We start from the raw sequence: 20,439 nt of genomic DNA, 5'->3' as shown, positions 1-20,439 counted from the left end.
CGCTTATTCCGCCGCCTCGAGCTTGCCCGAGATCCGGCGGCTCTGCCGCGCCTGCTCGTCATACTCGACCTGCCAATCCGTCGGCCCGTTTGACGGTGAGACCTGGACGGCGGTGACCTTGTATTCCGGACAGTTGGTCGCCCAGTCGGAGAAGTCGGTGGTGATGACGTTGGCCTGCGTATCCGGATGGTGGAAGGTGGTATAAACGACACCGGGAGAAACGCGGTCGGTGATCAGCGCCCTCAGCGTCGTATCGCCCGACCGGCTCATCAGCTTTACCCAATCGCCATCGCGGATGCCGCGCTGTTCGGCGTCGTGCGGATGGACTTCCAGCCGGTCCTCGGAATGCCACACAACGTTTTCCGTGCGCCGTGTCTGCGCCCCGACATTGTACTGGCTGAGAATGCGCCCTGTCGTCAGAAGCAGCGGGAAGCGCGGGCCGGTGCGTTCGTCGGTCGCGATATATTCGGTGCGGATGAACTTGCCCTTGCCACGAACGAAACCATCGACATGCATGATCGGTGATCCCTCGGGATGCGCCTCGTTGCACGGCCACTGCACGGAGCCCATCTTTTCCAGATAGTCGTAGGAAACCATGGCGAAGCTCGGCGTCGTCGCGGCGATCTCGTCCATGATCTCGGACGGGTGCTTGTAGTTCCAGGCAAGGCCGATCGCCTGCGCCAGCTTCTGCGTCACTTCCCAGTCGGCATAGCCGTTCTTCGGGCTCATCACCTTGCGCACGCGGTTGATGCGTCGTTCGGCATTGGTGAAGGTGCCGTCCTTTTCGAGGAAACTCGAACCCGGCAGGAAGACATGCGCGTAGTTCGCGGTCTCGTTCAGGAAGAGATCGTGCACCACGACGCATTCCATCGCGGCCAGCCCCGCCGCCACGTGCTTGGTATCGGGGTCGGACTGCAGGATATCCTCGCCCTGGACATAGAGCCCCTTGAAGGAACCGTCGACGGCCGCATCCAGCATGTTGGGAATACGCAGGCCCGGCTCGTCGCTGATTTTGACACCCCAGAGCTTCTCGAAGATATCGCGCGTCGCGTCGTCGGAAACGTGGCGATAGCCCGGCAGCTCGTGCGGGAAGGAGCCCATGTCGCAGGAGCCCTGCACGTTGTTCTGACCGCGCAGCGGGTTCACGCCGACGCCGGGACGGCCGATATTGCCGGTCACCATCGCTAGGTTGGCGATCGCCATGACGGTCGTCGAACCCTGGCTGTGCTCGGTCACGCCAAGCCCGTAATAGATCGCACCGTTGCCGCCGGTGGCATAGAGGCGGGCGGCACCGCGCAGCATGTCCGCCGGCACGCCCGTCAGCGTCTCGGTTGCCTCCGGGCTATGGTGTGGCTCGGCGACGAAGGCGGCCCAGTCCTCGAATTCCGACCAGTCGCAGCGCTCGCGGATGAAGCGCTCGTCGAACAGGCCCTCGGTGACGATCACATGCGCAAGCGAGGTCATGACCGCGACGTTGGTGCCGGGCTTCAAAGGCAGATGATAGGCCGCCTCGACATGCGGAGAGCGGACGATATCGGTACGGCGCGGATCGATGACGATCAGCTTGGCGCCCTGCCGCAGCCGCTTCTTCAACCGCGAGCCGAAGACCGGATGTCCGTCCGTCGGGTTCGCGCCGATGATGACGACGACATCGCTCTTCTCGACGCTATCGAAATTCTGTGTGCCCGCCGAGGTGCCGAAGGCTTGGCCAAGGCCGTAGCCTGTCGGCGAATGGCAGACGCGGGCGCAGGTATCGACGTTGTTGTTGCCGAAGCCGGCGCGCACCAGCTTCTGCACCAGATAAGTCTCCTCATTGGTGCAGCGCGATGAGGTGATGCCGCCGATCGAATCGCGACCATACTGATACTGGATGCGCCGGAACTCGGAGGCCACATGCGCAAAGGCCTCGTCCCAGGTCACTTCGCGCCAGGGATCGGTGATCTTCTCGCGGACCATCGGATTGAGGATGCGGTCCTTGTGGCTCGAATAGCCATAGGCGAAGCGGCCCTTGACACAGGAGTGCCCGCGGTTCGCCTGCCCATCCTTCCAGGGCACCATGCGCACCAGCTCCTCGCCGCGCATCTCCGCCTTGAAGGAGCAGCCAACGCCGCAATAGGCGCAGGTGGTCACCACGGAATGCTCCGGCTGGCCGATCTCGATCACCGACTTCTCGGTCAGCGTCGCCGTCGGGCAGGCCTGCACGCAGGCGCCGCAGGAGACGCATTCCGACGAGACGAAATCCTCGTGCATGCCGGCCGAGACGCGGGAATCGAAGCCGCGCCCCTCGATGGTCAGCGCGAACGTGCCCTGAACCTCTTCGCAGGCCCGCACGCAGCGCGAACAGACGATGCATTTGGCCGGATCGAAGGTGAAATAGGGATTGCTCTCATCCTTCGGCGCCCACTTGGCATTGAGCCCGCCATTATCGCGCGCCTTGACGTGGTTCTCGCCATCATAGCCGTAGCGCACATCGCGCAAGCCAACCGCGCCCGCCATGTCCTGCAGCTCGCAATCGCCGTTGGCGGCGCAGGTGAGACAGTCGAGCGGATGGTCGGAAATATAGAGTTCCATCACGCCGCGCCGCACATCCTTGAGCCGGTTCGTCTGCGTCGACACCACCATGCCCGCCGCGACCGGCGTAGTGCAGGACGCGGGCAGGCCGTTGCGTCCCTGGATCTCGACAAGACAGAGCCGGCAGGAACCGAAGGCATCGATCATGTCGGTGGCGCAGAGCTTCGGGATCTCGATGCCAGAATCCATCGACGCGCGCATGATGGATGTGCCCTCGGGCACCGTCACCTGATTGCCGTCGATCGTGAGCGTCACCATGGTCTCGGAGGCGGAGGCCGGCGTGCCGTAGTCTATTTCATGAACGAGGGACATGGTGTGCCTCCGTAAGAGAATGATCTGCTGTCGTGGATGGCGCTAAGACCCCTCCCCAACCCCTCCCCACAAGGGGGAGGGGCTTCACTGCGGCGCGGTCATCGCACTGCAGCGGCTTTCCCGCATGTGGAAGCGTTGAGATGAGAACGGGAAGGGCGCGGCATTCCAAGCCCCTCCCCCTTGTGGGGAGGGGTTGGGGAGGGGAATAGACGTTCAATGCAATCCTCATCATTCCGCAGCCTCCACCATCGGCGCCGGCGCGAAATCATCCGGAAAATGCGTCATCGCGCTCAAAACGGGATAAGGCGTGAACCCACCCAGCGCACAGAGCGAACCAAACTTCATCGTGTTGCAGAGATCCGTCAGCAGCGCCCGGTTTTTCTCAGGTTCGATGCCGCTGGCGATCTTGTCGGCCGTTTCCACGCCGCGTGTCGAGCCGATGCGGCAGGGCGTGCACTTGCCGCAGCTCTCGACGGCACAGAACTCCATCGCGAAGCGCGCCTGCTTCAGCATGTCGGCGCTATCGTCGAAGACGACGATGCCGGCATGGCCGATCAAGCCGTCCTTCGCGGCAAAGGCCTCATAGTCGAAGGGGGTGTCGAACAGCGCGCGTGGGAAATACGCCCCCAGCGGCCCGCCCACCTGCACGGCCTTGACCGGTCGTCCCGATGCCGTGCCGCCGGCGATCTCATCGACGATCTCGCCCAGCGTCAGCCCGAAGGCCACCTCATAAAGACCGGGATGCCTGACATTGCCGGCGATCTGCAACGGGATGGTGCCGCGCGAGCGCCCCATACCGAAATCGCGATAATAGGCAGCACCCTTGTCCATGATCACAGGGACGGACGCGAGCGAGATCACGTTGTTGATGACGGTGGGACAGTCGAACAGACCCTTGTGCGCCGGCAGCGGCGGCTTGGCGCGCACGATGCCGCGCTTGCCCTCGAGGCTGTTCAGGAGCGCCGTTTCCTCGCCGCAGACATAGGCGCCGGCACCGGTGCGGATCTCGACGTCGAATGCCTTGCCGGAGCCGAGCACCGACGGGCCGAGCACGCCCGCGCGTCTCGCGATCTCCACGGCCTCGGTCATTGTCTGAATCGCATGCGGATATTCCGAGCGGATATAGACGAAGCCCCTGGTCGCCCCGGTCGCCAGCCCCGCGATCGCCATACCCTCGATGAGCACGAAAGGATCGCCCTCCATGATCATCCGGTCGGCGAAGGTGCCGCTATCGCCCTCATCGGCATTGCAGACGATATATTTGCGCGCACCCGGTGCGTCGAGTACGGTCTTCCATTTGATGCCGGTCGGGAAACCCGCGCCGCCACGCCCGCGCAGACCGGAATCGGTGACGTCCTTGACGATATCGGCAGGCTGCATGCCGACAGTACGGCGCAGGCCCGAAAGCCCGCCATGCGCCTCGTAGTCGATGAGAGACAACGGATCGATCACCCCGCAGCGAGCGAAAGTCAGTCGTGTCTGCCGCTTGAGAAACGCGATCTCCTCGACCGCGCCAAGACAGAGCCGATGATCCCCGCCTGATAGCAGCCCCGCATCGAACAATGACACGACATCCCGCGTCTTTACCGGACCGTAGCCGATCCGCTCACCCGCGATTTCGATTTCAACCAGCGGTTCCAGCCAGTGCATGCCGCGCGAGCCATTGCGGACGATCACCGCATCGAGGCCACGATCGGCAATTTCCTTGGCGACCGCCGCCGCCACCTTGTCGGCACCGAGCGCCACTGCCGCCGCATCGCGCGGAACATAGATCCTGACAGTCATCGGCGCGCCTCCGCGATGATCTCCTCGAGATCGGCGACATCGACGCGGCCATGCACCTCGCCGTCAATCATCGCTGATGGAGAGCACGAACAGAGTCCGAGGCAGAAGACCGGTTCCAGCGTAATGGCCCCGTCGGGCGTGGTGCCGTGCCAGTCGATGCCAAGCATCGCCTTCACGCGCTCCGCCAGACGGTCCGCGCCCATCGACTGGCAGGACTCGGCCCGACAGAGCTTCAGTACATGCCGGCCGGGCGGATGGCTGCGATAGTCGTGATAGAAGGTGACGACGCCGTGGACTTCGGCCCGCGACAGGTTGAGACCATGCGCGATGACAGGCAGCGCCTCCTGCGGCACATAGCCGAACACGTCCTGGATCTCGTGGAGGATCGGCAGCATCGGCCCTTCCAGCGTCTTCAGACGATCGACGATGTCACGCACCTGATCGGAGATATCGCCCTTGGCGACATGAATATTCATCAGCTGCCCTCCCAGACAAGCAGCGACCCCGCGGACATCCGGCAAGCCTCCTCCAGAAGCCCCGGCCGACGACATGGGCCGTCAAATCATTATAAGACTTTCTCAGGGAAGGACGAAGCGATCAATAAAGCTGTCTCGTCAGTCGATAGGATTTTCCTATTGAAATTCCGGTCTGTCGACGAGGATGCGCGCCTCATGCAGCAGCGCGGAGACGAGCGGCGTGAAGGGTTCGCGATGCGTCGCCACCAGGCCGACGACATGATGCGCCTGTGGCTCGACAATCGGGATCATCCGGATTTCGGACGGAAAGCCGAATGATTTCGCGACATTGCGCGGCATGATGCTGGCCCAGCGGCCGGTGCGTACATGCGAAAACAGCACGATCATCGAATTGGATTCGAGGGTCGGCCGCGCCGTTGCGCCTGCCTCGGCCAGCAACTGGTTGATTATCCGTCGGTTCTGCATGTCGGCGGTCAATAGACAGAGCCTGATGTCGCCGACCTCTTTCCAGGTGACGCTTTCCCGATCCGACAGCGGGCTGCCGGCGGCGGTGATGAGATTATACTGTTCGGCGTATAGCGGAACGCTGGTCACGCGCCCGAGCGGCTCGTTCTCGAGATAGGTTATGCCAGCGTCGATCTCGAGATTCTCGATCATGCTCAGCACCTGGAGCGAATTGCGCGAGACGATCGAAAAGGTGACGTCGGGATGGCGCTCCTGAAACGGCGCGGTCAATTGCGGCAACATGGAGAGCGCGGTCGGTATGGCTGCAATCCGGATATGGCCGGCGAGACCCGCGCGGGCGGCGCGCATTTCCTGGCGCATGGTGCGCGCGTCGCCGACAATCCTGCGCGCCCATTCGAGCACGCGCTGTCCTTCCGGCGTCAGTCCCTGAAAACGGGAGCCGCGCTGCACGAGAATAACGCCGAGCTGGTCTTCGAGCTGGCGAATGGCGGCGGAGAGTGATGGCTGTGATATGCCGCATTCCTGGGCGGCGCGGCCGAAATGCTTTTCAGTGGCGACGGCGATGAAGAATTCCAGTTTGTCGATCATGCGGCCTCCCTGCCGGGCGCCACCTTACTGCCATCGTCGCGAATGTGAAGGGCCGCGCTGCGGTCGGGCTCCGCAATCAGGTTCCATGCTATGGCCCGCTAGATGCCCGAACCATCCAGTTGCAAAGCGTCGTCGACTTCCCAGGGTAGCGGCATGGAGGCGCGGTCGAGATTGGCTGATGGCATTGGCATCCAACACTTCAGCTCCGGCTCCGCATATTCGATCACGCGCCCGGGTGAGGAATCCGATGCGCGCCACCCTTCGCCACCAGAACGATCGCCAGCTGACCAATATGCCAGATCGACTTCTCCCGGTCCTTGTTCGGATGGATAGATGGTCACAAGAATCCGGCTTCCGTCCCTGGGCGCGCTTTCCATATGGCGCCAGCGTTCTGCTTCCATCGGGTCATCCTCGCGTTCTCGATAGCTGATTGTCGCCTCGTCGCGCAGGGTGGTCAACTCACACTTTGCGGTGAGGACGGTCTATGCGGAGCGGTTCCCCGCATAGATGTGGGTCAAGAGGCTAGCGGCAGACGCGCACCGTTTCGACATGAGATCCTCCGTCATAGCTGTTTCCGACCTCACGATCTTCATACCAGCAGCGCGGACGTGGCGCCGGCTCGGCGTAGCGAGGCTGCGAATTGGCGATGGCCCCGCCGATCAAACCACCGACGACACCGGCAGCCACGCCGCCGGCGATCGCCCGTCCGGTGTTGTCGCGATGATTGTTGTCGCGCGCCATTGCCGGGCTCAGGCCGCCCGCGACGATGAATATTGCGGCCATTGCCGCGCCTAGCGTTCTCTTCATCGGATTGCTCCTTTTCGAAAAACCATATGGGATCAACGCCCCAGCCTTGATTTTGTTCGCGACGATATCGTCCCGGAGCTGGTCCGATGCGCCATTTCGCGATTGGAGGCCCGCGGCGCTCGGATGGGCGCCATCGCAATGATCTTCGACGGCAGGCTTCTGCCAGCAGCGCCCGTTGCCAAGAGCTGAGGCGGCGACACCCAAACATCCAGCGACGCCAATGGCCGCGCTGCCGCTAATGGCTGGACTGCTGACGGGACGCCAGCGTGGGCGATCGTCCCGCCAGAACGAACCGCTTGATTAACATCGGAATTTTGCCTAGCCAGTGGCAATTCGCTTCGCCCATTCAGACAGCCAACCAAATCGGAATACCATGCGCAATCGACCGTTTCGCTTGATCACATCGCAAGGCCGCATCGGCGACCGGACACCGTATGCCATAGCGGGCGCGCGGGCTTGTTCCGACATGCTGGCCGTTCGTCTCTCCACCGAGGCTCACGTCGTCGGACGTGAAAGCGAGCACCGGGTGGACGACTGGAGCGTCAGCCTGCCCGCCGCCCGCGAGACGTTGAGCGGGCTCGCCCGTGAGGTGGTCGCGGCGATCGATGCCGGCGATATTCCGTTGCTCAGCGTCAACACCTGCTCGGCCGCGCTGGCCACGCTGCCGGCGGCGGCGCGCACCATTCCGGGCCTCAAGGTGCTCTGGGTCGATGCGCATGGCGACTTCAACACGCCGGTGACGACCGGATCCGGTTATCTCGGCGGAATGGCTTTGGCCGGCGCTTGCGGCCTCTGGGAAAGCGGGCATGGCTCGGAGGTTATGGCGTCGAATGTGGCCATCATCGGCATCCGGGATATCGACAGGGCGGAGCGGGAACTGCTCGAAAGCGCCCGCGTCACCTTGATGGCGGGCTCGATCGATCTGGAGGCGGTGCTTTCGTTCATTGGCGACGCCCCGGTCTGGATACACATCGACTGGGACGCGCTCGAACCCGATCATGTTCCGGCCGCCTACCGGATCGCGGATGGTCTGTTGCCGGGCGAGCTTCGCTCGCTGCTGAAGGCGATACCGGCTGAACGGATCGCGGGCATCGAGCTTGCCGAGTTCGAGGCGCCCGACGATGAGCGTGAGCGCGCCAAGGCGCTGGCGATCATCGGCGACATCGTCGAGCCGCTCATTGCGTCGAAGAGCGGCTAGCCCACCGGACTTTTGCGAGGACGACGTTGGTGCTTTAGTATACGCGAGATCACGTTACGGCTCTTCCTACGCGGCATGAGATCGACGTCGCTGACAAGCCGGGCGCCCCCATTGCGTTTTTCCAGCGTGATCTTGCGACTGTGAAAGGCTTCAAGCTCCGCGCGGTGTCCCACGCTGAGAATGGTGACATTGGGCAGTTCCCCGACGAGCAATTCCATAAGCTGGTCCTGGCTCTTGTCATCGAGTGCCGAGGTTGCTTCGTCCAGCACGATGATATCGGGGTCGTGCAACAACAGGCGCGCGAAAGCGAGCCGCTGCCTTTCGCCGCCTGACAGCGTCTGATCCCAGGGCGCGTCTTCCTCGATCCTGTCCTTGAGATGGCCGAGGCCAACCTTGTCGAGAGCCGCGTTGATGTCATCGAGCTCCCAGCTATCGGCGGCGCGGGGATAGGCAACCGCGCGCCGCAAGGTTCCGGAGGGGATATATGGCCGCTGCGGAAGCATGAAAAGCTGCCTGTCCGCATGGAAGTTGACACTGCCGTTTCCCCACGGCCAGAGGCCAGCGATCGCGCGCACGAGCGTGCTTTTGCCGGAGCCGGATTCGCCTGCCACCAGGACCCGCTCGCCTTGTTCTATCTCGACTTCGGTTTCCTTCACGACCGCGGTGCCATCGCCAAGCGAGACCGACAGATTATGCAGGCTCAGCATCACGTCGCCCGCGGTTTCTCCGTGCTCGATGCGTCCCAGCGTGTCACTCTGTTCGGCGCGCTGCAAGCCGTCGATCGACGTCATCAGCGATGCGACGCGGCGCGCGCTCGCGTTCCAATCGGCGAGGCGAGGGTAGTTGTCGACAAGCCATCCGAACGCGCCCTGGACGATCGTGAATGCCGACGCCGCCTGCATGACCTGTCCCAATGTCATGCTGCCATCGAGGAATTTCGGCGCGCAGAGCAGGACCGGCACGACGGGCGCGATCAGCATGGACCCGTGCGAGACCAGCGTGGTGCGCATATATTGCCGCGCAAGCAGCGCCCATTGGCGAAGGACATTACCGAACGTTTTACCGAGGTCGTTGCGTTCCTCTTCTTCGCCGCCGAGGAGCGCGATGCTCTCTCCGTTTTCGCGAACGCGGGTGAGCGTGTAGCGAAACTCCGCCTCCACCTGGTTCTTTGCCTCCGACACCTTGACGAAATGCCGCCCGATGAAGGCGATCGCGCTCGAGGTGGTGATTGCATAGATTATCGCGGTGACGACAAGGAAGCCCGGGATCGTGATCACCATGCCGCCGATAGGCAACGACAAGGCGCCACCGATCATCCAGAGAACGACGATGAAGGTGGATGCCGAGACGAACGCCGCAATCACGCCGGCAACGAAATCGACCGGCGATTCGGTGGCGATGCGCAGATCCTCGGACAGGCGGGCCTCCGGGTTCTTGTGATCGCCATTGATCAGGTTCAGTTGGTAATAGCGTCCATTGTCGAGCCAGCGGGCGATGAGCGCCGTGGTCAACCACGATCGCCAATGCCGCTGGATCATCATGCGGACGTAGACCTGAATGGTGACAAGGGCGACGCTTCCGAGAACCAGCGGTGGGAACACGGCACCCAGGAAATAGACCGTCGGGGCGTTGCGCTGTTCAATGGCGTCGAACAGTTCTCGGTTCCAGACATTGATCCCGTACTGAAACCCGACATTCAGTCCGATGAGGACAAGCAGGCCCACGCAGCAAGGCCAGGCAAATCTGTCACCCTTGCAGCCCCAGAAGCCACGCGCGCTGATCCAGAACCGCTTCAAAAGATAGGCCTTGCGGGCGCGCTCCAACTCCTCCGGCGTCAGTTTCTCGTCTGGTTCTTCCGGGGCAGGGGGCGTTTCCTCCACGTCGGTCGACGCCGCCGCCGCATCGGATTTGCCTGTGGCATCCGGTTCATCTTTGTCAGGCGGCGCTCTTTTTGTCCTAACGTCCCTCATAGCAGCAATAACGATCGCGGGAGGAGAAGGTTCAGGCGATTCAGGAAGGCGCGCGACGCTTTCCAGGCTATGTCTTGGCGATCGTCAGCGCGCCGCCTCGTGGTTCGGGGCCGGCGAAGCACCCGTAAAGATCGCCGGCGCTCGTCGCACGTCGCATGGCGTCGAGCACCGCGCTGTCGTGCGCTTTCCTGGCAATGGTGGCCAGCACCTTCAGGTATTCCGAGCGCCATCTTTCTCCAAAAAGAAGCAGGAAGACCAGATCGACCGGCTGTTCGTCGATGGCATCGAAATCCAGAGGCCGCGCCAGTTTCAGGATGAAACCACGCGGCGGTCCGAGATCGGGAAGCGCTGCATGCGGCACCGCGATGCCTCGGCCGATGCCCGTCGAACCGAGCAGTTCACGCGTTTCGAGCACGGTAAACAGTGCAGCCGGGTTCACGCCTAATGTCCGTGACGCCGTCGTTGCGGCAAAGCGCAACACGTTTGTCTTGTTCTGCTGTGCCACGTCGAAGAGGACGTCATCGGGAAGAAATATGGACGTGAGGTTCATTGTCATGTCGGTCCGATCAGACCTTGCCCCGGCCGTGGCGTGTCGGTGATGTCGTCGGGTTCGCGCAGCCGATAGCCGACGCCGGTTTCGGTGGTGATGTAGAAAGGCTGGTCGGGAGCGCTCTCGATCTTCTGGCGCAGCTGCCTGACGTACACACGCAGATACTGAACATCGGCCGCCGGTCCCCAGATATGTCGGAGCACGAACTGGTGGGTGAGGACCTTGCCCGCATGCTGCGCCAGGATACGCAGGATCTCATATTCCTTCGGAGACAATTTCACCTCGTTGCCATCCACCTTCACGATACGCTTCACCAGATCGATTGAAAGACCGCCGGTCTGGAAGACAGCACGCTCGCCCTGCTGTTGCAGCCGATGTCGCAGCGCCACGCGGATGCGCGCGCCGAGCTCGTTCATGCCGAACGGCTTGGTGATGTAGTCGTCCGCGCCGGTTTCGAGCGCCCGGACGATGCCCGTTTCGTCGGTGCGGCTGGAGAGGATGACGACGGGCGTGGCAAGCCCCGCCTGACGCCACTCCTGCAGCAGCTCGTAGCCATGCTGGTCGGGCAGGCCGAGGTCGAGGATGATCAGGTCTGGCATCTGATGGCGCGTATATTCCTTGGCCGAACTGGCGTCGGCGGCTTCCGCGACCGTGTAACCCTGTGCCGTAAGCCCCACCCGCAGAAGCTTGCGGATCGGCGGCTCGTCGTCCACGACAAGAATTGTAATGGCCATGCCTGTCATTTGAGATCATCCAGTTTGGGAATGTCGTTGGCGATCGGCAGCTGCACGGTGAAGCGCGCGCCGCACCGATCACTGCGGTTTTCGGCCGAGATCGCTCCGCCCATGGCTTCCACGAAGCCCCGGCAGATCGATAGGCCGAGGCCCGTTCCGGCCCGGACCTGATCGCCCTTGCGGACGCGATAAAAGCTGTCGAATATGCGTTCGAGATCGGCCGGCGGAATGCCCTGGCCCTCGTCGGAGACCTCAACGAACACGTTGTAGGCGTTTGCCCGGCCGGTGATCGTGATCGTCGAGCTCTCGGGCGAATATTTCGCGGCGTTGTCGAGCAGGTTGAAAAGCACCTGTTCAAGCAAGACGGCATCCACGCGCACCATGGGCAGATCGGACGCGACCGTCATTTCCGTCTTGTGGTGCGCGAGTATCTTCGCGCCACGCCGAAGCGCACCCCCGGCGATGTCGCCGACGAAATGCGGCGTCGCGTTCGGCTCCATAGCGCCGGATTCCAGCCGCGTCATGTCCAGCAGATTGGCGATGAACCGATGCAGGCGTTCGGACTCGTCGACAATGGTCGCGAGAAGATCGAGCCGATCGTCCGCTGTCATCGAATCGAGATAGTCGCGCAACGTGCCCGCCGCACCCAGTATGGCGGCGAGCGGTGTCTTCAGATCGTGAGAGATAGAGGTCAGCAGGGCCGAGCGCAGCCGGTCGGCCTCCGCCGCGAGCCTCGCCCGGTCGACATCGGCGACCAGTTGGATGCGCTCGATCGCGAGCGCTGCCTGGTCGGCCAGCGCATCGAGCAGCCGCTGCTGCTCGGGCGTCAGCAGCGGTCCGTCCCGGCGATCACTGTCGAGGCCGATCACGCCGACGGCGGCGCGGCCGGTCCTGAGCGGCACATAGAGGCGTTTGGCCCCCGGCAGCGTATCAGCGCCCCGTCCCGCTGCATGATTGTGCTCCCAGGCCCAGCGGGCGGCGGCGATATCGGCATCGTCAAGCGTGTCATCCGGTGGATAGCCGGCCTTGACCGCGATCGATCCTTGCTCGGGCAGCAACAGCACGGCGCGCACCTTGAGCATCGAGGCAAGCTGAAACGCCGTCGCCCACAGGACGTCGTCGAGCGTGCCGGTGCCCGCGAGCTTCTTTGAAAACAGGTAGAGATCCTCGGTGGTGCGGGCGCGGCGCCTTGCGGCGGCGGCCTGGCGCTGCACGGTCGCGGTGAGATTGCTGGCGATGAGCGCCACACCGAGAAAGAAAAACAGCGCCAGCACGCTTTCCGGATCGCTGATCGTCAGCGTGTATCGCGGCGGCAGGAAGAAGAAATTGAAGGCAAACGCGCCGAGCAGCGATGAATAGAGCGCGGGGCGTAGACCATGAAGGACCGCCGATGTCAGCACGGACATCAGGAACACCAGAGCGAGATTCCTAACGTCGAGGACCTGATCAAGGACGACGCCGACGAGAAGCGCCACGGCGACGTAGACGGTCGCGAGCGCATAAGCCCTGAGATCCAGCGACTTCGCGGGTGTGGCGCTGCGAACGCCCGACGGCGCGGTCCTGCTGTCGCGCTCGCTGCCGGAGATGACATGGACGCTGATCTCACCGGCCTGGCGGATCAGGGCGTCGGCGTCGGATCGCTCCCACCACTTCCACCATGAGGTTTTCCCGGGCGCGCCGACGACGATGTGGGTGACGTTGTTGGCGGCGGCGTAGCGCAGCAGCTCCTCGGAGCATTCGCGGCCGGGCAGCGTGACGGCCTCGCCGCCCAGTTGCTCGGCCAGCCGCAATGTCGCGGCGACGCTGTCTGCTTCTACGTCCGTCAGCCTGACGGCATGGTTCGTCTCGACATAGACGGCGGCCCAGGGTGAGCGCAGGCGCGACGCCATGCGCGAGGCGTAGCGAACCAGCGCCGCCGAGCGCGGTTGGTGGTCGATGGACACCAGCACGCGATCGCTAGCCGCCCAGGGGCCGGAGATCGCATTGGCCTGCATATGAGTAAGCAGCTGGTCGTCGACACGCTGCGCGGTCTTGCGCAGCGCCAGTTCGCGCAGCGCCGTCAGATTGCCTGATGTGAAGTAATTGGTGAGCGCCCGCGCCGCCGTGCCCGGCATGTAGACCTTGCCGTCATGCAGCCGCTTGATGAGATCGTCAGGCGTCAGGTCGATGATCTCGATATCGTCGGCAAGGTCAATGACGGAATCCGGCACCGTTTCGCGCACACGCACGCGGGTGATTTGCTGCACGACGTCGTTCAGGCTCTCGACGTGCTGAATGTTCAAGGTCGAGTAGACGTCGATGCCGCGCTCGAGCAGTTCCTTGACATCGAGGTATCGCTTCGGATGGCGGCTGCCTTCGGCGTTCGTATGGGCAAGTTCGTCGACCAGCACGAGATCCGGTTTCCGCGCCAGTATGGCGTCGATATCCATTTCGTCCAGCGACCGGCCTTTGTAACTGATCACGACACGTGGAATGATCTCGTAGCCCGCCAGGAGCGCCTGTGTTTCCTTGCGCCCATGCGTCTCCACCACGCCGATGACGACGTCGGCGCCATCGGCGATCTTCGCATGTCCCGAGACGAGCATCTCGTAGGTCTTGCCGACCCCGGGCGCCGCGCCCAGAAAGATTTTCAGGCGGCCGCGCATCTCGGAGCGCGCTTTCTTAAGAAGCGCCTCGGGCGAGGGCCGTCCGGCCTGTTCGCGGTTGTCGTCTGACATGGTCCGTTCTTTCTCGTCGGTTGGCGCGAGTGGCCCCCTCACCCGGCCTCCGCTACGCTCGGCCACCCTCTCCCCGAGGGGAGAGGAGGATCGGCGACCTAGCAGCACATTCCCTTCTCCCCACCGGGGAGAAGGTGCCGGCAGGCGGATGAGGGGGCCGCCGCGGGGACTTTCAATCAATCACAGAAGCATCAAGCCTTAGGTTTAATTGGAGAACATTGACCTTCGGCTCCCCAAGCAGTCCCAGTTCCCGGCCCTCGATAGCGGCATCGACGAGACCCTTGACCTTGACCTCGTCTAGATTGCGTGCCTTGGCGACGCGTGGGACCTGAAAATAGGCGGCTTCCGGTGAGATATCCGGATCAAGTCCGCTGCCGGATGCCGTGACCAGATCGACCGGAACGTCCGCGTTCGGGTTGGTCGCCTTGGCGGCCTCGTAATCTGCCTTGACGCGATCGATCAGCTTCTGGCTGGTCGGGCCGAGGTTGGAGCCGCTGGAGGCGCTCGCATTGTAGCCGTCGCCGGCGGCCGACGGGCGTCCGTGAAAATAAGTGTCGCCGGTAAAGGCTTGACCGATCAGGGCCGACCCGACAACCGTGCCGTTTTTCTCGATCAGGCTGCCATTGGCCTGTTTCGGGAAAAGCGCCTGGGCCGCGCCGGTCATGGCAAGCGGATAGGCAAGGCCGGTGATTGCCGTGGTTGCAACGATCATTACGATGGCTGGGCGAAGCTGTTTCAACATGGTGAACTCCTGGAATTCGAATGAGGGCGTGGGCCGGGCGCCTCGCGTCCAGCCCTGAAATCATGCAAGGCCGAGAGACGCGACGATCATGTCGATCGCCTTGATGCCGATGAAGGGTACGATGATGCCGCCGACGCCGTAGATCAGCAGATTTCGCGACAGCAGCGCACCGGCACCGATCGGCCGATAGCGCACGCCCTTCAGAGACAGAGGGATCAGCGCGATGATGATCAGCGCGTTGAAGATGATCGCCGACAGGATGGCGCTTTGCGGGGTCGACAGGCCCATGATGTTCAGGACGCCGAGCTGCGGATAGAACGTCAGGAACATCGCCGGGATGATCGCGAAATACTTGGCGATATCGTTGGCGATCGAGAAGGTGGTGAGCGCGCCGCGGGTCATCAGCAATTGCTTGCCGATCTCCACGATCTCGATCAGCTTCGTCGGATCGCTGTCGAGATCGACCATGTTGCCGGCTTCGCGGGCTGCGACGGTGCCGGTGTTCATGGCGACGCCGACATCGGCCTGGGCGAGCGCCGGGGCGTCGTTGGTGCCGTCGCCGCACATCGCGACAAGCTTGCCCTTCGCCTGTTCCTCGCGCATCAGCGCCAGCTTCATCTCAGGCGTTGCCTGCGCCAGGAAGTCGTCGACGCCGGCTTCTGCGGCGATGGCTGCGGCGGTCAGCGGGTTGTCGCCGGTGATCATGATGGTGCGGATACCCATGCGCCGCAGCTCGGCGAACCGCTCGCGAATGCCGCCTTTTACGATGTCCTTGAGCTGCACCACGCCGAGCAGCTTCCCGTCGCGGGCGACCGCGAGCGGGGTGCCGCCGCTCTTGGCCACCTCGTCGGCGATCGACTGGAGCTCGCGGGCGGTGTCGTTGTTGACGTGCAGCGCGACGGCGGCATTGCCGGTGGCAATCGCGGGAGCGCCATTCACATAGGCCAGCATCGAATCGACGGCACCCTTGCGGATGGACGACCCCTCGATATCCACACCACTCATGCGGGTCTGCGCGGTGAACGGCACGAAGGTTGCCTTCAGATTGCTCATGTCGCGGCCACGGATGGCGTATTTTTCCTTGGCGAGGACGACGATCGAGCGGCCTTCCGGGGTTTCGTCTGCAAGCGAGGCCAGCTGCGCGGCATCGGCAAACTCCTGCTCGCTGACGCCACGCACGGGGTGGAACGCGGTTGCCTGGCGGTTGCCGAGGGTGATCGTGCCCGTCTTGTCGAGCAGCAGCGTGTCGATATCGCCGGCGGCCTCCACGGCCCGGCCCGACATCGCGAGCACGTTGAAACGGACCAACCGGTCCATGCCGGCGATGCCGATTGCGGAAAGAAGCGCGCCGATCGTTGTCGGGATCAGCGTCACGAACAGGGCGACGAGCACGATGATCGGGATCGAGCCGCCAGCATAGGCCGCGAAGCTCGGGATGGTCGCGGTGGCAAGCACGAAGATCAGTGTCATGCCTGCAAGCAGGATGTTGAGCGCGATCTCGTTTGGTGTCTTCTGCCGTTCCGCGCCTTCGACCAGCGCGATCATCCGGTCGATGAAGGTCGAGCCGGCGGCGGCCGTGATGCGCACGCGGATCTCGTCGGAGAGCACCTGCGTGCCGCCGGTCACAGCCGAGCGGTCGCCGCCGGATTCGCGAATGACGGGCGCGGATTCGCCGCTGATGGCGGCCTCGTTGACGGAAGCGATCCCCTCGATCACTTCACCATCGGAGGGGATGATATCGCCGGCTTCGACCAGTACGACATCGCCGACCTTCAGGCTTGTGCCCGGGACTGTCCTGTAGCTGGTCCTGTTCTCGCCGGTCAGAAGCTTGGCCTGGGTTTCGGTGCGGGATTTCCTGAGCGATTCCGCCTGCGCCTTGCCGCGTCCTTCGGCGACGGCCTCGGCGAAGTTGGCGAAGATCACGGTGAACCAGAGCCACAGATTGACCTGGAAGGAGAAACCGAGATCGCCGCCGCCCGAGACCAGATCGCGAAGGAAGAGCACGGTCGTCAGAACGGAAACCGTGGCGACGACGAACATGACGGGGTTGCGGGCGAGCGTGCGCGGGTCCAGCTTTTTGAAGGCAGCACCCACGGCGGGAATGAGAATGCGAGTATCCAGGATGCTCGCGGATTTTGCCTGGCACATAAGAGACTCCAGCTTTCGAAAGGAAACGAGGGGATCGGACCTGTCCGATCAGCCGATTAGAATTTTGAAGGCACAGGCGAGAACGAGCAGGACAGCCATCATGGCGACGATGATGTCCGTGCCTCTCGCCTGCGTCTGGCGCTCACGCCCCGATCTCCTGGGGCGTGCTGTCTGGTTTCGTCTGATGTGACGGAGGATCATGATCCCACCTAGAAGGTTTGCCCGGCGACCATGGCGAGGTGTTCGACGACGGGGCCGAGCGCCAGGGCCGGGAGGAAGGTCAGGCCGCCGACGATGACGATGGTGCCGACCAGCATGCCGACGAAGAGCGGGCCGTCGGTCGGAAATGTTCCTGCCGATGCCGGCACGGTCTTCTTGGCGATCAGCGATCCGGCGATTGCGAGAGCCGGGATGATGACCAGGAAGCGTCCCATAAGCATGCCCAGCCCGAGCGTGATGTTGTACCAGGGCGTGTTGCCGGTGAGGCCGCCGAAAGCCGAGCCGTTATTGGCGGCGGCCGACGTGTAGGCGTATAGGATCTCGGAGAACCCGTGCGGCCCCGCCGTTCCCACCGATGCGACGGCGGAGGGAAGCACGCTTGCGATCGCGGTGAACACCAGCATGGCGAGCGGCAGGCAGAGGATGGCGAGCACGGCCATCTTCATTTCCTTCGCCTCGATCTTCTTGCCGAGATATTCCGGCGTGCGGCCGACCATCAGGCCCGCCACGAAGACGGCGACGATGATGAACAGAACGATGCCGTAGAAGCCCGCGCCGACACCGCCGACGATGACCTCGCCAAGCTGCATGTTGATCAGCGGAATGAGGCCGCCAAGTGCCGTGAAGCTGCCATGCATCGCATTGACCGCGCCGCAGGATGCCGCGGTGGTGATGACGGCGAAGAGCGACGACATGACGATGCCGAAACGCACTTCCTTGCCTTCCATGTTGCCGCCGCCAAGGCCGAAGGCCTGCATCAGCGGGTTGCCGGCCGCTTCCGCCCAGTAGGTCACGCCGACGCCGATGATGAAGAGCACACCCATGGCGGCAAGGATCGCCCAGCCCTGACGCTGGTTGCCGACCATGCGCCCGAAGACGTTGGTGAAGGCCGCGCCGATCGCGAAGATCGACAGCATCTGCAGCATGTTCGAATAATTGTCGGGGTTTTCGAACGGGTGCGCGGAGTTGGCGTTGAAGAAGCCGCCACCATTCGTGCCAAGCATCTTGATGGCGAGCTGTGAAGCCACCGGCCCGACTGCGATCGTCTGTTGCGCGCCTTCGAGCGTGGTCGCGTTGACATAGGGACCAAGCGTCTGGGGGACGCCGAGATAGACATATACCAGCGTCAACAAGATGCAGATGGGCAACAGCACATAGAGCGTGGCGCGGGTCATATCGATCCAGAAATTGCCGATTGCCTTGCCGGACGCGCGCGCGAACGCGCGGATCAACGCCATCGCGATCGCCATCCCCGTTGCCGCCGAGACGAAGTTCTGCACCGTCAGGCCCATCATCTGCGTGAGATAGGACATGGTGCTTTCGCCGCCGTAGTTCTGCCAGTTGGTATTGGCGACGAAGCTGGTGGCGGTGTTGAAGGAGAGCTCGGGCCCGACCGCTGTCATACCCGCCGGATTAAGGGGCAGCATGCCTTGTAAACGCAGCAGCAGATAGAGCACGAGGACGCCGAGCAGATTGAACGTCAGCATCGCGAGCGTATACGACGTCCAGTGCTGGTCCTCGCGCTCGCCGGTGCCGGCGATGCGGTAAAGTGCGCGTTCGATCGGAACGAGAACGGGGGAAAGCAGGGTGCGCTCGCCGCCGAACACGCGGGTCATATAGCCACCCAGCGGTTTGACGAGCACGACAAGGATTCCGCAAAACAGCAGAATCTGTAACCATCCAATGAGGGTCATGAGACGAAACTTTCAATACGAGCGGCGACGGTCAGAAGCGCTCGGGGCGAATGAGGGCGTAGGTGAGGTAGACGGCGAGGAGCACCGTCACCGCACCACTGAGCACGTAGTCAAAAATCATGGCGTATGGCCTCGGTTCAGAGCGCGTCGCATGCCTTGACGTAGGCAAAGCAGAGCGCGAAAAAAATCACGGCGGTGCCGATCAGAACGATGTCCATCATCGGTCGCATTTCCTTCCAGATGTTTCGAAGCGGTGGGGCCATCGAGATGCCTGCAACCGGCGGACGATCTTGGTCCGCACGAGATTTATGCTGCCGATCCGCATAAAGGGTCGAGACGGACGCCCGGCGTCCCAAATAAAAAAGCTATAAAGATTTCAGGCATCCATCCGAGCCATGGCGGCCACAAATGATTGAACACTGCGTTCGGTCAGCGCTCCCGGTTTGGATCGTCCCAGCACTTGCGGAATGTGCCTCTATTTGCTTATGGTCGCTTCGTTCTCAGGGCGGGGTGCAATTCCCCACCGGCGGTATCGAGGAAACTCGGAGCCCGCGAGCGCCTTCGGTGAAACGAAGGGTCAGCAGATCCGGTGAGATGCCGGAGCCGACGGTATAGTCCGGATGGAAGAGAGCAATGCAGCGAACGTCGCATCCGTGCGGCGTCTCCATGCTTGTTCGCCCAAGGGATGATTGTGGCCTTACGGCCATGTACGCCGCGCAAGCGGCTAACCCTTGAAAGGCATGACGTTGACTATTTCCAGGATTGAAGATGCGGTTGCCGCGATGTCGCGCGGCGAAATCGTCGTGGTCGTCGATGATCGCGACCGCGAAAACGAAGGCGACCTCGTGATCGCCTCCGAGAAGGTGACGCCGCAGGCGATCGCATTCATGATGAACCACGCTCGCGGGCTGATTTGCGTCGCGATGGAGGGCGAGCGTCTCGACGAGCTCGACATCCCGCTGATGGTTCCGCGCAACACCGAAATGCTGAAGACAGCGTTCACCGTCTCGGTCGACTACATCCCCGAAACGACCACCGGCATTTCCGCCGCCGACCGCGCCGCCACCGTTCGCGCGCTGGTGGGCTCGAATGCGCGGCCGGACGATTTCGCGCGGCCGGGCCACATCTTTCCCCTTCGCGCCCATCCCGATGGGGTCCTGTCGCGCCCCGGGCATACGGAAGCGGCCGTCGATCTCGCCAGACTGGCGGGGTTGCCGGCCTCCGGCGTGATCTGCGAGGTCGCGAACGACGACGGCACGATGGCCCGTCTGCCGGAGCTCGAGCGTTTCGCCGAGCGCCATGGCCTGCACCTGATCACCATCGAGGATCTGATCGCCTACAGACGAGGCGAGGCTCCGGTCAAGGCCGCATAACATACGGCGGAGTTCAACGCCGCTCCTATGCATTCACCTCGCTCGTCATGCGAGCGAGGTGAATGTCGTCAGCTTGTCACGAAAACGTAA

General features: G+C 63.0%; 17 protein-coding genes and 1 riboswitch. Of the genes, 2 read left to right on the top strand and 15 right to left on the bottom strand.

Annotated features, from left to right (window positions below):
- Positions 1–3 precede the first annotated feature (3 nt).
- From fdhF to GGQ67_RS14895, 6 genes are all read right to left on the bottom strand, one after another.
- On the bottom strand, positions 4–2,883 hold the full coding sequence (gene fdhF, locus GGQ67_RS14920) for a formate dehydrogenase subunit alpha (RefSeq protein ID WP_183900928.1): 2,880 nt from the start codon (positions 2,881–2,883) through the stop codon (positions 4–6).
- A 228-nt stretch (positions 2,884–3,111) separates the two neighbouring features.
- Positions 3,112–4,668: a formate dehydrogenase beta subunit gene (locus GGQ67_RS14915; RefSeq protein ID WP_183900927.1), complete on the bottom strand. Its 1,557-nt coding sequence runs from the start codon at positions 4,666–4,668 to the stop codon at positions 3,112–3,114.
- Entirely contained in the window at positions 4,665–5,144 is a 480-nt protein-coding gene (locus tag GGQ67_RS14910) for a formate dehydrogenase subunit gamma (protein WP_183900926.1), read from the bottom strand. The genes GGQ67_RS14915 and GGQ67_RS14910 overlap by 4 nt, the downstream gene beginning before the upstream one ends.
- A 156-nt stretch (positions 5,145–5,300) precedes the next feature.
- The gene (locus GGQ67_RS14905) at positions 5,301–6,197 is read right to left on the bottom strand and encodes a LysR family transcriptional regulator (protein ID WP_183900925.1); all 897 of its coding nucleotides are present in this window, start codon (positions 6,195–6,197) and stop codon (positions 5,301–5,303) included.
- A gap of 98 nt (positions 6,198–6,295) precedes the next feature.
- Entirely contained in the window at positions 6,296–6,598 is a 303-nt protein-coding gene (locus tag GGQ67_RS14900; protein ID WP_183900992.1) for a hypothetical protein, read from the bottom strand.
- Between the two features lie 121 nt (positions 6,599–6,719).
- Positions 6,720–7,004 carry a hypothetical protein gene (locus GGQ67_RS14895; RefSeq protein ID WP_183900924.1) on the bottom strand — a complete coding sequence of 95 codons (285 nt, stop codon included), beginning with the start codon at positions 7,002–7,004 and terminating at the stop codon, positions 6,720–6,722.
- Between the two features lie 466 nt (positions 7,005–7,470).
- Between GGQ67_RS14895 and GGQ67_RS14890 the strand changes: the two genes are divergently transcribed.
- Complete coding sequence (locus tag GGQ67_RS14890) at positions 7,471–8,202, top strand: arginase family protein (protein ID WP_246400190.1); 732 nt, start codon at positions 7,471–7,473, stop codon at positions 8,200–8,202.
- Here GGQ67_RS14890 and GGQ67_RS14885 read toward each other — a convergent pair.
- From GGQ67_RS14885 to GGQ67_RS25510, 9 genes are all read right to left on the bottom strand, one after another.
- A complete protein-coding gene (locus GGQ67_RS14885; RefSeq protein WP_183900922.1) occupies positions 8,199–10,172 on the bottom strand; it encodes an ABC transporter ATP-binding protein/permease in 1,974 nt (657 codons plus the stop codon). The genes GGQ67_RS14890 and GGQ67_RS14885 overlap by 4 nt on opposite strands.
- Before the next feature lie 67 nt (positions 10,173–10,239).
- Positions 10,240–10,722, bottom strand: a complete 483-nt coding sequence (locus GGQ67_RS14880) for a PTS sugar transporter subunit IIA (protein WP_183900921.1) — start codon at positions 10,720–10,722, stop codon at positions 10,240–10,242.
- A 2-nt stretch (positions 10,723–10,724) separates the two neighbouring features.
- Positions 10,725–11,465 carry a response regulator transcription factor gene (locus tag GGQ67_RS14875; protein WP_183900920.1) on the bottom strand — a complete coding sequence of 247 codons (741 nt, stop codon included), beginning with the start codon at positions 11,463–11,465 and terminating at the stop codon, positions 10,725–10,727.
- On the bottom strand, positions 11,462–14,173 hold the full coding sequence (locus GGQ67_RS14870) for a sensor histidine kinase (protein ID WP_183900919.1): 2,712 nt from the start codon (positions 14,171–14,173) through the stop codon (positions 11,462–11,464). Before GGQ67_RS14870 ends, GGQ67_RS14875 begins: the two co-directional genes overlap by 4 nt.
- 172 nt (positions 14,174–14,345) lie before the next feature.
- Entirely contained in the window at positions 14,346–14,915 is a 570-nt protein-coding gene (kdpC, locus tag GGQ67_RS14865) for a potassium-transporting ATPase subunit KdpC (protein ID WP_183900918.1), read from the bottom strand.
- Between the two features lie 60 nt (positions 14,916–14,975).
- Positions 14,976–17,063, bottom strand: coding sequence for a potassium-transporting ATPase subunit KdpB (gene kdpB, locus GGQ67_RS14860; RefSeq protein ID WP_183900917.1), 2,088 nt, complete (start codon positions 17,061–17,063; stop codon positions 14,976–14,978).
- Between the two features lie 209 nt (positions 17,064–17,272).
- Entirely contained in the window at positions 17,273–18,976 is a 1,704-nt protein-coding gene (kdpA, locus tag GGQ67_RS14855) for a potassium-transporting ATPase subunit KdpA (protein ID WP_183900916.1), read from the bottom strand.
- Positions 18,977–19,007: 31 nt separating this feature from the next.
- Positions 19,008–19,097 (bottom strand): K(+)-transporting ATPase subunit F, encoded by a 90-nt coding sequence (locus GGQ67_RS14850; protein WP_183900915.1) that lies wholly within the window; start codon positions 19,095–19,097, stop codon positions 19,008–19,010.
- Positions 19,098–19,113: 16 nt separating this feature from the next.
- Positions 19,114–19,239: a hypothetical protein gene (locus GGQ67_RS25510; RefSeq protein WP_281393594.1), complete on the bottom strand. Its 126-nt coding sequence runs from the start codon at positions 19,237–19,239 to the stop codon at positions 19,114–19,116.
- 229 nt (positions 19,240–19,468) lie between these two features.
- A riboswitch (FMN riboswitch) is annotated at positions 19,469–19,612 on the top strand.
- A 110-nt stretch (positions 19,613–19,722) separates the two neighbouring features.
- Between GGQ67_RS25510 and ribB the strand changes: the two genes are divergently transcribed.
- Positions 19,723–20,349, top strand: coding sequence for a 3,4-dihydroxy-2-butanone-4-phosphate synthase (ribB, locus tag GGQ67_RS14845; RefSeq protein WP_183900991.1), 627 nt, complete (start codon positions 19,723–19,725; stop codon positions 20,347–20,349).
- The last annotated feature ends 90 nt before the right edge of the window (positions 20,350–20,439 follow it).

The sequence above is a fragment of the Rhizobium metallidurans genome (assembly GCF_014196505.1).
In the GTDB taxonomy this organism is placed as follows: domain Bacteria; phylum Pseudomonadota; class Alphaproteobacteria; order Rhizobiales; family Rhizobiaceae; genus Rhizobium; species Rhizobium metallidurans.
Note: the sequence above shows the minus strand (reverse complement) of the source record. Positions and strands in the feature narration are given on the sequence as shown.

Coding starts and splice junctions, on each gene's coding strand:
- kdpC (WP_183900918.1), bottom strand. CDS start 14,915: ATGTTGAAACAGCTTCGCCCAGCCATCGTAATGATCGTTGCAACCACG.
- GGQ67_RS14895 (WP_183900924.1), bottom strand. CDS start 7,004: ATGAAGAGAACGCTAGGCGCGGCAATGGCCGCAATATTCATCGTCGCG.
- GGQ67_RS14875 (WP_183900920.1), bottom strand. CDS start 11,465: ATGACAGGCATGGCCATTACAATTCTTGTCGTGGACGACGAGCCGCCG.
- GGQ67_RS14870 (WP_183900919.1), bottom strand. CDS start 14,173: ATGTCAGACGACAACCGCGAACAGGCCGGACGGCCCTCGCCCGAGGCG.
- kdpB (WP_183900917.1), bottom strand. CDS start 17,063: ATGTGCCAGGCAAAATCCGCGAGCATCCTGGATACTCGCATTCTCATT.
- GGQ67_RS14890 (WP_246400190.1), top strand. CDS start 7,471: ATGCTGGCCGTTCGTCTCTCCACCGAGGCTCACGTCGTCGGACGTGAA.
- GGQ67_RS14850 (WP_183900915.1), bottom strand. CDS start 19,097: ATGATTTTTGACTACGTGCTCAGTGGTGCGGTGACGGTGCTCCTCGCC.
- GGQ67_RS14880 (WP_183900921.1), bottom strand. CDS start 10,722: ATGAACCTCACGTCCATATTTCTTCCCGATGACGTCCTCTTCGACGTG.
- GGQ67_RS25510 (WP_281393594.1), bottom strand. CDS start 19,239: ATGGCCCCACCGCTTCGAAACATCTGGAAGGAAATGCGACCGATGATG.
- GGQ67_RS14885 (WP_183900922.1), bottom strand. CDS start 10,172: ATGAGGGACGTTAGGACAAAAAGAGCGCCGCCTGACAAAGATGAACCG.
- GGQ67_RS14910 (WP_183900926.1), bottom strand. CDS start 5,144: ATGAATATTCATGTCGCCAAGGGCGATATCTCCGATCAGGTGCGTGAC.
- fdhF (WP_183900928.1), bottom strand. CDS start 2,883: ATGTCCCTCGTTCATGAAATAGACTACGGCACGCCGGCCTCCGCCTCC.
- GGQ67_RS14905 (WP_183900925.1), bottom strand. CDS start 6,197: ATGATCGACAAACTGGAATTCTTCATCGCCGTCGCCACTGAAAAGCAT.
- GGQ67_RS14900 (WP_183900992.1), bottom strand. CDS start 6,598: ATGGAAGCAGAACGCTGGCGCCATATGGAAAGCGCGCCCAGGGACGGA.
- GGQ67_RS14915 (WP_183900927.1), bottom strand. CDS start 4,668: ATGACTGTCAGGATCTATGTTCCGCGCGATGCGGCGGCAGTGGCGCTC.
- kdpA (WP_183900916.1), bottom strand. CDS start 18,976: ATGACCCTCATTGGATGGTTACAGATTCTGCTGTTTTGCGGAATCCTT.